The 16,216-nt window shown below is 68.5% G+C and carries 8 protein-coding genes; 7 read left to right on the forward strand and 1 reads right to left on the reverse strand.

Annotation, left to right across the window (positions count from 1 at the left end; genetic code table 11):
• Positions 1-160 precede the first annotated feature (160 nt).
• On the reverse strand, positions 161-1,018 hold the full coding sequence (locus tag AEQ27_RS03350; RefSeq protein WP_054145402.1) for a spermidine synthase: 858 nt from the start codon (positions 1,016-1,018) through the stop codon (positions 161-163).
• A gap of 320 nt (positions 1,019-1,338) precedes the next feature.
• Between AEQ27_RS03350 and rpoB the strand changes: the two genes are divergently transcribed.
• The 7 genes from rpoB to AEQ27_RS18665 all read left to right on the forward strand — a co-directional run bounded on the left by rpoB (position 1,339) and on the right by AEQ27_RS18665 (position 16,084).
• Positions 1,339-4,830, forward strand: a complete 3,492-nt coding sequence (gene rpoB, locus AEQ27_RS03355; RefSeq protein ID WP_054145403.1) for a DNA-directed RNA polymerase subunit beta — start codon at positions 1,339-1,341, stop codon at positions 4,828-4,830.
• A 49-nt stretch (positions 4,831-4,879) separates the two neighbouring features.
• Positions 4,880-8,761 (forward strand): DNA-directed RNA polymerase subunit beta', encoded by a 3,882-nt coding sequence (locus tag AEQ27_RS03360; protein WP_054145404.1) that lies wholly within the window; start codon positions 4,880-4,882, stop codon positions 8,759-8,761.
• Between the two features lie 276 nt (positions 8,762-9,037).
• Positions 9,038-10,228 carry a GNAT family N-acetyltransferase gene (locus tag AEQ27_RS03365; protein WP_054145405.1) on the forward strand — a complete coding sequence of 397 codons (1,191 nt, stop codon included), beginning with the start codon at positions 9,038-9,040 and terminating at the stop codon, positions 10,226-10,228.
• A gap of 164 nt (positions 10,229-10,392) precedes the next feature.
• Positions 10,393-12,054, forward strand: coding sequence for a GspE/PulE family protein (locus tag AEQ27_RS03370; RefSeq protein WP_054145406.1), 1,662 nt, complete (start codon positions 10,393-10,395; stop codon positions 12,052-12,054).
• Between the two features lie 46 nt (positions 12,055-12,100).
• Positions 12,101-14,098, forward strand: a complete 1,998-nt coding sequence (locus AEQ27_RS18595) for a PilT/PilU family type 4a pilus ATPase (RefSeq protein ID WP_304437568.1) — start codon at positions 12,101-12,103, stop codon at positions 14,096-14,098.
• Complete coding sequence (locus AEQ27_RS03380; protein WP_054145407.1) at positions 14,098-15,330, forward strand: type II secretion system F family protein; 1,233 nt, start codon at positions 14,098-14,100, stop codon at positions 15,328-15,330. Before AEQ27_RS18595 ends, AEQ27_RS03380 begins: the two co-directional genes overlap by 1 nt.
• Before the next feature lie 295 nt (positions 15,331-15,625).
• On the forward strand, positions 15,626-16,084 hold the full coding sequence (locus tag AEQ27_RS18665; RefSeq protein ID WP_054145408.1) for a type IV pilin protein: 459 nt from the start codon (positions 15,626-15,628) through the stop codon (positions 16,082-16,084).
• The last annotated feature ends 132 nt before the right edge of the window (positions 16,085-16,216 follow it).

The following is a 16,216-nucleotide window of genomic DNA, read 5'->3' on the forward strand; positions in this document are numbered from 1 at the left end:
GCCGCACCTGGCCCGTGCCGCGCGCGTGCCGTCGCGGTTCTGCCGCCATGCCGCCGCACCCTCACGCCGCCACGATGTGGACACGCCGCCACCTTTCAGCGTGGCGTCGTGTCCACATCGTGGCGGGGGGCGTTGTGTGGCTTCCGGCGCGCGGTACCGATCAGCGCGCCCCGAACACGCTCCGCGACGGCTCGGGCGACGGTACGGCCGTGGCGTCGGTGACGACCGGCGCCCCGGCGACGAAGTCGCGCAGCTCGCGGCCGTGGACGACCTTGGCCGGCAGCGGGTCCGACGAGTAGAGCCGCGGCATGCGGTCGGTCGGCAGCGGCGACGGCGAGCCGATCAGCACGACGTTGCCGAAGCGCCGCCCCTTGAGCGTCGCGGGATCGGCGACCGCGACCCCGTGCTCGAACACGGTCGCGAGCGTCGACGCCTGGCCCCGGGCGAAGGCCAGCCCCGCACCGTCGGCCGAGTTGACGATCAGCATGCCGGTCGGCGACAGGAACTCGGCCGCCGCCGTGTAGAACTCGAGCGAGGTCACGTGTGCGGGGATCTGCGAGCCGCCGAACACGTCCACGATCAGCAGGTCGACCGTGCCGCGCAGCCCGGCGGGCAGCTTCACCATCACCTCGCGGGCGTCGCCGTAGCGCACCCGGATCGAGGCCCCACGCGGCAGCGGCAGGGTCTCGCGCACCAGGGCCACGAGGTCGGCCTCGAGCTCGATCACCTGCTGGCGCGAGCCCGGCCGGGTCGCCTCGACGTAGCGAGGCAGGGTCAGGGCGCCGGCGCCGAGGTGCAGCGCGGTGACCGGCCCCTCGGGCAGCAGGTCGACGGCGTGCCCGATGCGCCGGACGTACTCGAAGGCCAGGTGCGTCGGGTCGTCGAGGTCGACGTGCGACTGGGGCGTGCCGTCGACGACGAGCGTGTACGAACCGGGGCGATGCCGGTCCTCGTCCACGCGGGCGAGGCCCGCCCCGATCGAGATCTCGACGGGCGGTTCGTCGTGCTGTGCGGCCATGCCTCCAGCCTCCCATCCCGGGGACGAGGAGGCGCGCGCGGCCCCCGATCCCGTGGAATGCCTGTGCATGCGCCCGGGTTATACCGAAGCTCGGGCGAAAGGTCAACGACAGGGCTTGCCAGGCGTGTCCGGGGCGACCTAGTATGGACCTTTGCGCTCCCCGTGCGTCCTGTCGTCATATTGCGGTCGACAACGTCTCGAGACACCCACCCCCGAATATGACGGCGGGGTGGATGGTGTCCGCCGGGTAGGGCCGTTCACTCACTCACCACATACTGTCCGACAGTGATGACCCGACGGGGTCCACGGAGGTTACTTCCTTGGCTGCTGCGAACAACGCATCCACCAACTCACCCAAGAACGGTCGCAACGCATCGCGGCTCTCGTTCGCCAAGATCACCGACACGCTGACGGTCCCCGACCTGCTGGCGCTCCAGACCGAGAGCTTCGACTGGCTCGTCGGCAACGACATCTGGAAGGACCGTCTCGCCGAGGCGACCGAGCAGGGTCGCACCGACCTCGCCCTCCACTCGGGCCTGGAAGAGATCTTCGAAGAGATCTCGCCGATCGAAGACCTCGGCGAGACCATGCAGCTCTCGTTCACGGCTCCCGAGCTCGAAGAGCCCAAGTACACGATCGACGAGTGCAAAGAGCGTGGCAAGACCTACGCCGCGCCGCTCTACGTGAACGCCGAGTTCATGAACCACCTCACCGGTGAGATCAAGACCCAGACGGTCTTCATGGGTGACTTCCCGCTCATGACCGAGCGCGGCACCTTCATCATCAACGGCACCGAGCGTGTCGTCGTCTCGCAGCTCGTCCGCAGCCCGGGCGTCTACTTCGAGCGCGCCTCCGACAAGACCAGCGACAAGGACATCTACTCGGCTCGCGTCATCCCGAGCCGCGGTGCCTGGCTCGAGTTCGAGATCGACAAGCGCGACCAGGTCGGCGTCCGCATCGACCGCAAGCGCAAGCAGAGCGTGACCGTCTTCCTCAAGGCCCTCGGCCTGACGAGCGAAGAGATCATGGAAGAGTTCAAGGGCTTCGCCTCGATCGAGGCCACCCTCGAGAAGGACGCCATCCTCACCAAGGAAGAGGCGCTCAAGGACATCTACCGCAAGCTCCGTCCGGGCGAGCAGGTCGCCGCCGAGGCCGCGCGCGCGCTCCTCGACAACTTCTACTTCAACCACAAGCGCTACGACCTGGCCAAGGTGGGTCGCTACAAGATCAACCGCAAGCTCGGCATCGACGCGCCCCTGGGCGACTCGGTCCTGACCGTCGACGACATCGTCGCGACGATCAAGTACCTCGTGTCGCTGCACGCCGAAGAGAAGACGATGAACGGCACGCGCGACGGCGAGCCCGTCCAGCTGCGCCTCGACGTCGACGACATCGACCACTTCGGCAACCGTCGCATCCGCGCGGTGGGCGAACTGATCCAGAACCAGGTCCGCACCGGTCTGTCGCGCATGGAGCGCGTCGTCCGCGAGCGCATGACCACGCAAGACATCGAGGCGATCACGCCGCAGACCCTGATCAACGTGCGCCCCGTCGTCGCCGCGATCAAGGAGTTCTTCGGCACCTCGCAGCTGTCGCAGTTCATGGACCAGAACAACCCGCTCTCGGGTCTGACGCACAAGCGCCGCCTGAGCGCGCTCGGCCCCGGCGGTCTGTCGCGTGAGCGCGCCGGCGTCGAGGTCCGCGACGTCCACCCCTCGCACTACGGCCGCATGTGCCCGATCGAGACCCCTGAAGGCCCGAACATCGGTCTGATCGGTTCGCTCGCGTCCTTCGCGCGCATCAACTCGTTCGGCTTCATCGAGACGCCGTACCGTCGCGTGGAGAAGGGCAACGTCACCACGACGATCGACTACCTCACCGCGTCGGAAGAAGACGACTACGTCGTCGCCCAGGCGAACGCCCCCCTCGACGACAAGTTCGACTTCGTCGACGACAAGGTGCTCGTCCGCAAGAAGGGCGGCGAGGTCGAGCTCGTCGACAAGGCCGAGGTCGACTACATGGACGTCTCGCCGCGCCAGATGGTGTCGGTGGCCACGTCGCTGATCCCGTTCCTCGAGCACGACGACGCGAACCGCGCCCTCATGGGTGCCAACATGCAGCGTCAGGCCGTCCCGCTCGTCCGCAGCGAGAGCCCCCTCGTCGGCACCGGCATGGAGGGCTACACCGCGATCGACGCCGGTGACGTCGTCACCGCCGACGCCGCGGGCGTGGTCTCCGAGGTGTCGGCCGACGTCGTCACCGTCCAGCTCGACGACGGCGGCACGCAGGACTACTTCCTGCGCAAGTTCGACCGCTCGAACCAGGGCGCCAGCTACAACCACCGTGTGATCGTCGACGCCGGCCAGCGCGTCGAGGTCGGCGAGGTCATCGCCGATGGTCCCGCGACCGAGAACGGCGAGCTCGCGCTCGGCAAGAACCTGCTCGTCGCGTTCATGCCGTGGGAGGGCTACAACTACGAGGACGCGATGATCCTGTCGCAGAACCTCATCAAGGACGACACGCTCTCGTCGATCCACATCGAAGAGTACGAAGTCGATGCCCGCGACACGAAGCTCGGCAAGGAAGAGATCACCCGTGATCTCCCCAACGTCAGCCCCGACCTGCTGGCCGACCTCGACGAGCGCGGCATCATCCGCATCGGTGCCGAGGTGCGCCCCGGCGACATCCTCGTCGGCAAGGTCACGCCCAAGGGCGAGACCGAGCTCAGCGCCGAAGAGCGTCTGCTGCGTGCGATCTTCAACGAGAAGAGCCGTGAGGTCCGCGACACGTCCCTGAAGGTGCCCCACGGCGAGCAGGGCACGGTCATCGGCGTCAAGGTCTTCGACTCGCAAGACGGAGACGACGAGCTCGGCTCGGGCGTCAACCAGCGCGTCGTCGTGTTCATCGCCCAGAAGCGCAAGATCACCGCGGGTGACAAGCTCGCCGGTCGTCACGGCAACAAGGGCGTCATCTCGACGATCCTTCCCGTCGAGGACATGCCCTTCCTCGCGGACGGCACCCCGGTCGACATCATCCTCAACCCGCTCGGCGTGCCCGGCCGCATGAACTTCGGCCAGGTGCTCGAGATCCACCTCGGGTGGATCGCGGCGCAGGGCTGGAACGTCGAGGGCGTCCAGGAGTGGGCGAAGAACCTGCCCGAAGAGGCGCTCAGCGCCGCTCCCGGTACGAAGGTCGCCACCCCGGTGTTCGACGGTGCCGCCGAGCGCGAGATCGAGGGTCTGCTCGACTCGACCCTGCCGACCCGCGACGGTGAGCGTCTGATCGGTTCGTCCGGCAAGGCGCGCCTGTTCGACGGTCGCTCGGGTGAGCCGTTCCCGAACCCGATCTCGGTCGGCTACATGTACATCCTGAAGCTGCACCACCTCGTCGACGACAAGATCCACGCGCGTTCGACGGGTCCGTACTCGATGATCACGCAGCAGCCGCTGGGTGGTAAGGCACAGTTCGGTGGCCAGCGCTTCGGTGAGATGGAGGTCTGGGCCCTCGAGGCCTACGGCGCCGCGTACGCGCTGCAAGAGCTCCTGACCATCAAGTCGGACGACATCCTCGGCCGCGTGAAGGTGTACGAAGCCATCGTCAAGGGCGAGAACATCCAGGAGCCCGGCATCCCCGAGAGCTTCAAGGTCCTCATCAAAGAGATGCAGTCGCTGTGCCTGAACGTCGAGGTCCTCTCGGCCGACGGCCAGACGGTCAGCCTGCGCGACACGGACGACGAGGTCTTCCGTGCCGCCGAAGAGCTCGGCATCAACATCTCCTCCCGCTTCGAATCGTCGAACGTCGACGAGATCTAAGCCCCCTTCCCACAACGACACGTCGATACATCTGACAAGGGATTAAATTTTGATCGAAGCAACAACTTTCGATGAGCTGCGGATCGGCCTCGCCACTGCCGAGAACATCCGTGCCTGGTCGCACGGTGAGGTCAAGAAGCCGGAGACCATCAACTACCGCACGCTGAAGCCCGAGAAGGACGGTCTCTTCGGAGAACAGATCTTCGGGCCCTCGCGTGACTGGGAGTGTGCGTGCGGCAAGTACAAGCGCGTCCGCTTCAAGGGCATCGTCTGCGAGCGCTGCGGCGTCGAGGTCACGAAGTCGTCCGTGCGTCGTGAGCGCATGGGCCACATCGAGCTCGCCGCCCCCGTCACGCACATCTGGTACTTCAAGGGCGTCCCCTCGCGCTTGGGCTACCTGCTCGACATGGCCCCGAAGGACCTCGAGAAGGTCATCTACTTCGCGGCCTACATGGTCATCTCGATCGACGAAGAGGGCCGTCACGCCGACATGCCCGGGCTCGAGAACGAGCTCCGCCTCGAGATCAAGCAGCTCGAGTCGCAGCGCGACACGCGCATCGCCGATCGCCTGAAGAAGCTCGAGGACGACCTGGCCGTCCTCGAGGAAGAAGGCGCGAAGAGCGACCAGAAGCGTCGTGCGAAGGACGCCGCCGAGAAAGAGATGTCGCAGACGCGCAAGTCGTTCGACGAGGACATCAACCGCCTCGAGCGCGTGTGGGAGGACTTCCGCAACCTCAAGGTCGGCGACCTCAAGCCCGAGGACGCCGTCTTCCACGAGCTGCAGGACCGCTTCGGCATCTACTTCGAGGCCCACATGGGCGCCGAGGCGATCAAGAAGCGCCTCGAGGCCTTCGACCTCACCACCGAGGCCGAGAACCTCCACCTGCAGATCTCCGAAGGCAAGGGTCAGAAGAAGATCCGCGCCATCAAGCGCCTGCGCGTCGTCAGCTCGTTCCTGGCCACCGGCAACTCGCCGGCCGCCATGGTCCTCGACGTCGTCCCGGTCATCCCGCCCGAGCTGCGCCCGATGGTGCAGCTCGACGGTGGCCGCTTCGCGACCAGCGACCTGAACGACCTCTACCGTCGCGTGATCAACCGCAACAACCGCCTCCGTCGCCTGCTCGACCTCGGTGCTCCCGAGATCATCGTGAACAACGAGAAGCGCATGCTGCAAGAGGCCGTCGACGCCCTGTTCGACAACGGTCGTCGCGGTCGCCCCGTCACCGGTACCGGCAACCGCGCCCTGAAGTCCCTGAGCGACATGCTCAAGGGAAAGCAGGGTCGCTTCCGCCAGAACCTGCTCGGCAAGCGCGTCGACTACTCGGGTCGTTCGGTCATCATCGTCGGCCCGACGCTCAAGCTGCACCAGTGCGGTCTGCCCAAGCAGATGGCCCTCGAGCTGTTCAAGCCGTTCGTCATCAAGCGCCTGATCGACCTGAGCCACGCTCAGAACATCAAGTCGGCCAAGCGCATGGTCGAGCGTTCGCGCCCGCAGGTCTGGGACGTCCTCGAAGAGATCATCCGCGAGCGCCCCGTGTTGCTGAACCGTGCGCCCACGCTGCACCGTCTCGGCATCCAGGCGTTCGAGCCCCAGCTGGTCGAGGGCAAGGCCATCCAGCTGCACCCGCTCGTCTGCGCGGCGTTCAACGCCGACTTCGACGGTGACCAGATGGCCGTGCACCTGCCGCTGTCCGTCGAGGCCCAGGCCGAGGCACGCATCCTGATGCTCGCCTCGAACAACATCCTGAAGCCGTCCGACGGCCGCCCGGTGACCCTGCCCGCACAGGACATGATCATCGGTCTGCACTACCTGACGACCGTCACCGAAGGTGCCGAGGGTGAGGGCCGTGCCTTCTCGTCGGTCGCCGAGGCGATCCTCGCGAAGGACCAGGGTTCGCTCGACCTCAACGCGATGGTCAAGATCCGCATGAACGGCGTGCACTTCGCCGAGGGTGAAGCTCCCGAGGGTTACGAGGTCGGGCAGGACATCCTGCTCGAGACGACCCTCGGTCGTGCGCTCTTCAACGAGAACCTGCCGGCGGACTACCCGTTCGTCCAGCAGGTGACCGACAAGGGCATGCTCTCGACGATCGTCAACGACCTCGCCGAGCGCTACCCGAAGGTCGCCGTCGCCGCAGCCCTCGACAACATCAAGGACGCGGGCTTCTACTGGGCCTCGCGTTCGGGTGTCACCGTCGCGCTGTCCGACGTGCTCACGCCTCCGCGCAAGCCCGAGATCGTCGCGGGCTACGAGAAGCAGGCCGCGGCGGTGCAGTCCGAGTTCGACAAGGGCCTCATCTCCGACGCCGAGCGTCGTGCCGACCTGATCAAGATCTGGACGGAGGCCACGAACGAGGTCGCCGCCGAGATGCGGGCGAACTTCCCGATCGACAACACCATCAACCGCATGGTGACGTCCGGGGCACGTGGTAACTGGCTGCAGGTGCGCAACATCGCCGGCATGCGAGGCCTGGTGAACAACCCGAAGGGTGACATCATCCCCCGCCCGATCATCTCCTCGTACCGCGAGGGTCTGTCGGTGGCCGAGTACTTCATCGCGACGCACGGTGCCCGCAAGGGTCTGGCCGACACGGCCCTCCGTACGGCCGACTCGGGGTACCTGACCCGTCGTCTCGTCGACGTGTCGCAGGACGTCATCATCCGTGAAGACGACTGTGGCACCTCGCGTGGCCTCGAGATGCCGATCGCCGCACCCGACGCCAACGGCGTCATGGTGCGCGACGCGACCGTCGAGAACACCGTGTTCGCACGGTCGCTCGCGGCAGCCGCGGTGGACGCCGAGGGCACGGTGCTGGCCGAGGCCGGCGCCGACGTCGGAGACGTGCTGATCGACGAGCTCGTGGCGGCCGGTGTCGAGACCATCAAGGTCCGCTCGGTCCTCACCTGTGAGGCCGCCGTCGGTGTCTGCGCCCAGTGCTACGGCCGCTCGCTGGCCACCGGCAACCTGGTCGACATCGGTGAGGCCGTCGGCATCATCGCGGCCCAGTCGATCGGTGAGCCCGGCACGCAGCTGACCATGCGTACCTTCCACACCGGTGGTTCGGCCTCGGCCGACGACATCACGCAGGGTCTGCCCCGCGTGACCGAGCTGTTCGAGGCACGTACCCCCAAGGGTGCGTCCCCGATCGCCGACTCGGCCGGTCGCATCACCATCGAGGACACCGACAAGGCTCGCCGCGTCATCCTGCAGCCGGACAACGGCGACGAAGAAGTGATCTACCCCGTGCTCAAGCGTTCGACCCTCCTCGTCGAGGACGGTCAGCACGTCGAGCTCGGTGAGCAGATCATCGCCGGTGCGGTGGACCCGAAAGAGGTCCTGCGCGTCAAGGGCGTCCGTGCGGTGCAGCAGCACCTCGTGGGTGGCGTCCAGGACGTCTACCGCTCGCAGGGTGTGCCGATCCACGACAAGCACATCGAGGTCATCGTCCGTCAGATGCTCCGCAAGGTCACCGTCGTCGACCACGCCGACACCGACCTGCTGCCCGGTGAGCTCGTCGACCGGTCGAAGTACAACGAGATCAACCGTGCGGCACTGACCGAGGGCAAGCGGACCGCGTCCGCTCGCCAAGAGGTCATGGGCATCACGAAGGCCTCGCTGGCGACCGAGTCGTGGCTGTCGGCCGCGTCCTTCCAAGAGACGACCCGCGTCCTGACGCAGGCGGCCATGGAAGGCAAGAGCGACCCGCTGGTCGGTCTGAAGGAGAACGTCATCATCGGAAAGCTCATCCCCGCGGGCACCGGCCTGTCGCGTTACCGCGACGTGTCGGTCGAGGCGACGGAAGAGGCGAAGGCCGAGCGGTACCCCAACCGCGTCTTCACCGACGATGCGTCGTTCAACGAAGCCGACCTGAGCTTCGTGGACTTCGACTCGTTCTCGTCGGACGACTTCACGCCCGGCACCTACAACTGAGCGACTGACGGAGGCGCGGTGAGGGTCTGACCCGCACCGCGCCTCCTGAAGGCCTCGCCTCGAAGGGCCCCGGCTCGCACATCGTGCGGACCGGGGCCCTTCGTCGTCCCCGCCCCGTCCGTGTGTGCACTTCGCGACAAGTCCGGGCCTCGCGGGCGTCTGGTGCCGAGATGGGCGGCGTGTCGGCGACGAGTTGTCGGGAAGTGCACGTCTTCAGGTCGGGGTGAGGTCGGGTTCGGCTCGCCGAGGCGGGAGTCGACCCGGCAGGATGGACGGATGCCCGACGACCAGCCCGCCGAGACCGCCCCCACCGCGTCCCGCGCCGAGACCGCCACGCCGGCCTCCGCCCCAGGAGAACCGGCCACCTCCTCCCCGGTCGTCGTCGCCCGAGGCGAGGCCGCCGAGGGGGTCAGCGTCGGCACGGCCGACCGTCCCGTCCGAGAGCGGGTGACCGCACCCGACGTCGTGGCGCCGCCCGAGCCCGTCGCGGGCATCACCTGGCGCCCGCTCACCCTCGACGACCTCGAGCCGCTGCACGCCCTCTGTGCCCGGATCGGGTCCGTCGACCACCCCGACCGGGGTCATGCGCTCGAGGTCGTGCGTGACGACCTCACGTCGCCCGGCATCGACCTCGAGCGGGACAGCATCGTCGGGGTCGACACCGACGGCCGCTTCGTCGCCTGGGGGCTCAGCCACCGCGCCCCGCCCCGGGTCACCCCCGGGCGGGGGGGGGTCCCCGGCGGGGTCGACCCCGACCGACGTGGCGAGGGTCTCGGCCGCCGTGTCCTCGACTGGCAACGGGCCCGGGGCGAGCAGCACCTGGCCACCTGTGACGAGGTGCTGCCCGCCGGTCTCGTGACCGACGTCGAGGAGGACGCCCTCGCCTCGCGGGCGGCGTTCCGTCACGCCGGGTTCGAGGAGTCGCGGTGGTGGACCGAGCTGCGTCGCGACCTGGCGGAACCGATCGACCGCGTCGCGCTCGACCCGGCCGTCCGCCTGGTCACGATGACCGACGAGTGGGTCGAGGCGACGCGTCAGGCCCGCAACGACGCCTTCCGCGACCACTGGGGCAGCCAGCCGACGAGCGAGGACCGCTGGGCTCGGATGGTCGGTGCCAGCACGTTCCGCCAGGACCTCTCGCTGCTCGCCGTCGCGCGTCCGCTCGGCGATCCCGAGGGTGCCGAGCAGGTCGTGGCGTTCGTGCTGAGCGACGTCGACCCCGAGGACTGGGCGGCCCTGGGTCGGCGGTGCGCCTACGTCGAGTACGTCGGCGTCCGGCGCTCCTGGCGCGGACGGCACCTCGCGCAGTCGCTGCTCGCGTCGACGTTGGAGGCGCACGTCGCCGAAGGGCTCGAGGTGGCCGTGCTCGACGTGGACTCCGTGAGCCCGACGGGTGCCCTGGGCCTGTACGACCGGGCCGGGTTCGTCTCCGCGAGGCGCTCCGCCACGGTGGTCCGCACCTACTGAGTCCGACCCGGCTCGATCGTCGCACCCCTTCGAGGGGCACCCGCTCTGGGACGTGCCGGCGGTGGCACCCCGGCCGTAGCGTGAGGCAAGCTCGGTCCCGACCCCGAGCGTCGAACGGCCTCGTCGTCCTACCCCCGAGGCCCTGTACTTCCGAGGAGGTACGCGTGGCTTCCATGACCGAGATCCTGATCTTGCACGGGCTGTTGCCGATCGAGCAGCTCGACGTGATCCCGCGCGGCCCGGCCGAGGAAGAGGCGTCGATCCGCGACCTCCTCTCCCGAGGCGTCGTCACCGAGATGCAGGTGGCGAGGGCCCGGGCCCCCGCCGCCGACCTCGACTTCGTCGAGCTGATCGACTACCCCGTCGACCGATCGGCCGTGACGATGGTGCCCGCGGCCGTGTGCCGACGGCACAAGGTCCTGCCGATCGGGGTGCGCGACGGTTCGTTGATCCTCGCCATGGAGGACCCGGGCGACGTCTTCGCCATCGACGACGTCCGTGCCGGCCTCCGCATGGGCGTCGACCCCGTCGTCGCCGAGAAGAACGACCTGCGCGCCGCCATCGACCGCTACCTCCGCGCCGACGACGAGCTGAACGACCTGACGTCGACCCTCGAAGAGGAGAGGGCGCACGAGACGGCGGCCGACATCACCGACGGCCCCGACGACGACGTGCCGATCGTCCGGTTCGTCAACCTGCTCGTGAGCCAGGCGATCACCGACCACGCCTCCGACATCCACATCGAGCCGTCCGAGACCGACGTGCGCATCCGGTACCGCATCGACGGTGTGCTGCACGAGATGCAACCGGCACCGAAGGCGATCCAGAACGGCGTCATCTCGCGCCTCAAGATCATGAGCGAGATCGACATCGCCGAGCGTCGCAAGCCGCAGGACGGCCGCATGTCGGTGCGCCACGGCGGGCGCCAGATCGACCTGCGGGTGGCGACGCTGCCGACCGTGTGGGGCGAGAAGGTCGTCATGCGCATCCTCGACAACTCGAACACCTCGATGAGCCTGCGCGACCTCAACCTGCTCGAGCGCAACTTCGACGTCTACGCCGAGTCGTACTCGAAGCCCTACGGCATGATCCTCGTCACCGGCCCCACGGGTTCGGGCAAGTCGACGACGCTGTACACGACGCTCAACGCCGTCGCCCGTCCCGAGATCAACGTCATCACGGTCGAGGACCCGGTCGAGTACCGCATGAAGGGCATCAACCAGGTGCAGGTCAACCCCAAGGCGGGCCTGACCTTCGCGAGTGCGCTCCGCAGCATCCTGCGGTCCGACCCCGACGTCGTCCTGCTCGGCGAGATCCGCGACCACGAGACGGCGCAGATCGCGATCGAGGCGTCGCTCACCGGCCACCTCGTGTTGAGCACGTTGCACACGAACGACGCCCCGAGCGCGATCACCCGTCTCACCGAGATGGGTATCGAGCCCTTCCTCGTGGGGTCGGCCATCGACTGCGTCGTCGCCCAGCGCCTCGCGCGTCGTCTCTGCGACCGGTGCAAGACGCCCACGGCGTACTCGCCGCTGCAGCTGGCACACCTGAAGTTCCGCGTCGGTCCGGACGAGAACCCCACGGTGTACCAGCCGGTCGGCTGCCAGCAGTGCTCGAACACGGGCTACCGCGGTCGCATCGCGCTGCACGAGGTGATGAGCGTCTCGGAAGAGATCGAACGCCTCGCCGTCGCCCGCGCGTCCAGCGCCGAGATCGGCCGCGTCGCCCGCGAGCAGGGCATGTTGAGCCTGCGTCAGGACGGTTGGGAGAAGGCCAAGCTCGGCCTCACCAGCGTCGAAGAGATCCTGCGGGTCGTCGCGTGACGCCCGTCTCCGGCCGAGCCCGGACCGAGAACGAGGAGGCCCTCTCATGAGCGCTTCGATCTACGACCTCCCCGACGACTCGGCTGCCGAGGCCGCCGCCCTCGCGGGGTGGACGCCGGGGCGTCCGGGCAACGAGGTCCGGTCCGCGGCCGCCTCCGCGACCACGTCGTCGACGGCTCCGGCCGACGCGTCGTCGTTCCCGCCCGCCCCCGCGTCCGCCGGCGGTACCGCCTCGGCTCCCGTCTACAGCCTCGACGGTGGTCAGGACCCGGTCATGGGCTGGACGCCCACGCGCGCCCCCTCGAGCCGCCGCGCCGCTCGACTCGCCGAGGCCCTGGTCGACAAGGCCGCGCTCGCCGACCAGGAGGCCCTGCTCGTCCCCGACACCGGTCCCTCGCCGGTCCTGCCCCGGTCGGCCGCGGCCCCGTCGTCCCTGTCCGCACCGTCGTCGGTCGCCGCGCCGTCCTCCGAGACTCCTGCGGTGCCCGCCCCGGCACCGCTCAGCCCGCCGCCCGCCGGCCACGTGCTGCCCACGACGCCGCGGCCCGGCTGGGTCGACCCACGCTTCGAGGAGCCGATCCGCGCCTCCCGGGCTCAGGCCGACCCCACGCAGGAGGCGCGGGCCGACTCCGCGACGGACCTCACCGCCACCGCCCCCACCGTCGCGATCCCGGCGACGGCCGGCACGACGGCGACGAGCTCGTCGGCCTCGCCGTTCGCCGCCGAGGGCGTCGTCTTCCCGACCGCCGCCGGCACCCCGGCGTCCCCGTCCGCAGTCGCCCCCTGGGACGCCCCGGCCCCGCAGCACGTCGCGGCCGACGCGCCGCCCGCCGCCCCCACCACCCCGGAGGACGCGGCCGACTTCCACGGCATCGAGCTGCACCGCCACCCGCGCGACCACGCGCACGCCGGGCTCGTCTCGGCGTTGATCCAGGTCGTGCTGCAGAACGCGTCCGACCTGCACGTCACCACCGACGCGATGCCGACGATCCGCGTCGACGGCGCCCTGCGACCGGCCCTCGCCGGCGGGACCGTCTGGGATGCGGCCATCGTCCGCACGGCGCTGGAGAGCCTGCTCACGCCCGAGCAGCAGCAGCGGTTCGACGACGAGCTCGAGCTCGACTTCGCCTACTCGCTCTCGGACGAGGCGCGTTTCCGCGTGAACTTCTACCAGCAGCGCGGTTCGTTGGGGGCGGCGTTCCGGTTGATCCCCACCGAGATCAAGCAGCTCGGCGACCTGGGCGTGCCCGAGTCGGTGTCGACCTTCGCCAAGCTGCCGCGCGGTCTCGTGCTCGTCACGGGCCCCACGGGTTCGGGCAAGTCGACAACTCTCGCGGCACTGATCGACCTCGTCAACCGCACGCGCGCCGACCACATCGTGACGGTCGAGGACCCGATCGAGTTCATGCACCAGCACAAGAAGTCGCTCGTGAACCAGCGCGAGGTCGGGCACGACACGCACAGCTTCGCGGCGGCGCTCAAGCACGTGCTGCGGCAGGACCCCGACGTCATCCTGATCGGCGAGCTCCGCGACCTCGAGACCATCTCGGTCGCGCTGACCGCCGCCGAGACCGGCCACCTGGTGTTCGCGACCCTGCACACGCAGAGCGCGGCGCAGACGATCGACCGCGTCATCGACGTGTTCCCGCCGTACCAGCAGGACCAGGTGCGCACGCAGCTCGCCTCGACGCTGCAGGGCGTCGTCTGCCAGACGCTGCTGCCCAAGGCCAGCGGTCGGGGCCGGGTCGTGGCGACCGAGATCATGATGATGACCCCCGCCATCGGCAACCTCGTCCGCGAGGGCAAGACCTACCAGATCGCCTCGTCGATGCAGGCCGGCCGCGACCTCGGCATGCACACGATGGACCAGAAGCTCGCCGACCTGGTGAACACCGGCGTCGTGACGCACAAGGCCGCCATGGAAAAGGTGCACGATCGTGAAGGGTTCGACCGTCTCGTGACGCGTGTGATCAACAAGTCCGAGAGCCAGGGCCTCGACAGCGGCATCGACTTCGGCGACTCGTTCTCGGGCGGGGCCGCCTGATGGCCGGGGCAGTCGCCTACGCCTACAAGGGGCGTGACGGGGCCGGCAAGGTCGTCAAGGGAAAGGTCGACGCGTCGAGCGAGGGCGCGGTCATCACCCGCCTCCGCACGATGGGCGTGCAGCCGATCTCGATCAGCGAGGCGGGCGCCGGCACGGGTCTGCAGCGCGAGGTGTCGATCCCCGGGCTCGGCGACCGTGCGGTCAAGATGAAGGACATCGCGGTCATGTCGCGCCAGATGGCGACCATGATCGGCTCGGGGCTGTCGCTGCTGCGCACCCTGACGATCCTCGCCGACCAGGTCGAGAACAAGCGGCTGGCCAAGATCATGGCCGAGGTGCGCGACGACGTCGAGACCGGTGTCTCGTTCTCGGACGCGGTCGGCAAGCACGACAAGGACTTCCCGCCGCTGATGATCAACATGATCAAGGCGGGCGAGACCGGCGGGTTCCTCGACAAGGCGCTCGAGTCGACGGCGGAGAACTTCGAGAAAGAGGTGGCGCTGCGGTCGACGATCAAGTCGGCCATGACCTACCCGGTCGTCGTGCTCGTCATGTCGCTCGTCGCGGTCGTCATCATGCTGCTGTTCATCGTGCCGATCTTCCAGGACATGTTCACGAACCTCGGCGGGCAGCTGCCGTTGCCGACGATGATGCTCGTCTACGCCTCGCGGGCGATGCCGTACGTGGTGCCGGCCGGCATCGTCGTCGGCATCGCGTTCTCGATCTGGTGGCGGACGAACAAGAACTCGGTCAAGGTGCGGGCGTTCCTCGACCCGCTGAAGCTGAGGCTGCCCGTCTTCGGCGCGCTGTTCCGCAAGATCGCGATCGCTCGGTTCAGCCGCAACTTCTCGAACATGATCGGGGCCGGCGTGCCCATCCTCACGGCACTGCGCATCGTGGGCGAGGTGTCGGGCAACTACGTCCTCGAGGAGGCGCTGGTCAAGGTGGCCGAGTCGGTGCGGCAGGGCGAGTCCATCGCCGGACCGCTGACCGAGTCGGGGGTCTTCCCGTCGATGGTCACGCAGATGATCTCGGTCGGTGAGGACTCGGGCTCGCTGCAGACGATGCTCGAGAAGGTCGCGGACTTCTACGACCAAGAGGTCAAGTCGACGACCGAGTCGCTCACGGCCCTGATCGAGCCCCTCTTGATCGCCTTCCTGGGCGTCGTCGTCGGCGGAATGATCGTGGCGCTCTACCTGCCCATCTTCCAGATCACGTCGCTGATCAAGTAACGCACCAGGCACCCCCGCAGGAGGCGCGGGCCGGCTCACGAGGCCGGCTCGCGCCTCCTTCTCGTGCCGGGCGTCTCGCGACCGGGCGGTCTACCCCGCAAACGGGTGCTGACCAGCGCTTTTCGGCCTTTCGGGGGATACCCGAACTGGGGCCGTGTCGCAGCCCAAAACCCCCCTTCCAAGGGATTCTCGGGCACTTTCCCAGCTGGCACCATCGATCTCGGCGGGAGCACAGTGACCGCCGACCCGATCACTCGGACACCACTCCCGCACCCGACCGAACAGGACCAGCGACATGTACTTCACCCTCATGGGCAAGCTCAGCGCCCGCCGTCAGAACCTCGCCGAAGAAAAGGACAAGGGCTTCACCCTGATCGAGCTCCTCGTCGTCGTGATCATCATCGGCATCCTCGCCGCGATCGCCATCCCGGTGTACCTCGGCGTGCAGAACAACGCCAAGGACTCGGCCGTGAAGAGCGACCTCTCGAACATCAAGACGGCCATCGTCGCGAGCTACACGAACGACAACACGTCCACCACGGCACCCGCGCTGACCGCAGCGAACCTCGGCAAGTACGGCTACACCCAGAGTGCCGACTACACGGGCACGGGGGCCGTCGTTCCGACGTACGCCGGTAGCTCGACCGCCAGCAACTTCTGCGTCAGTGCCAAGGGCTCCACCGGAAACACGTTCCGCATCTCGACCAACTCCGGCGCCCAGGCCGGCGCCTGCGGCGGGCAGACCCCCTGGTGACCCCGCCCCCCCGCCCCCAGCCCCCGGTCGGCGGGCCCCGGCCCCCGCCCCCCCGCCAACCCAGAACCCCCCCCCGCCCCGCCCGGGAGGTTGGCCCGGGTGCCGGCGCCCCACCGCCCGCCTGCGCCTCCT

The sequence above is a fragment of the Frigoribacterium sp. RIT-PI-h genome, assembly GCF_001297205.1.
Classification (GTDB): domain Bacteria; phylum Actinomycetota; class Actinomycetes; order Actinomycetales; family Microbacteriaceae; genus Frigoribacterium.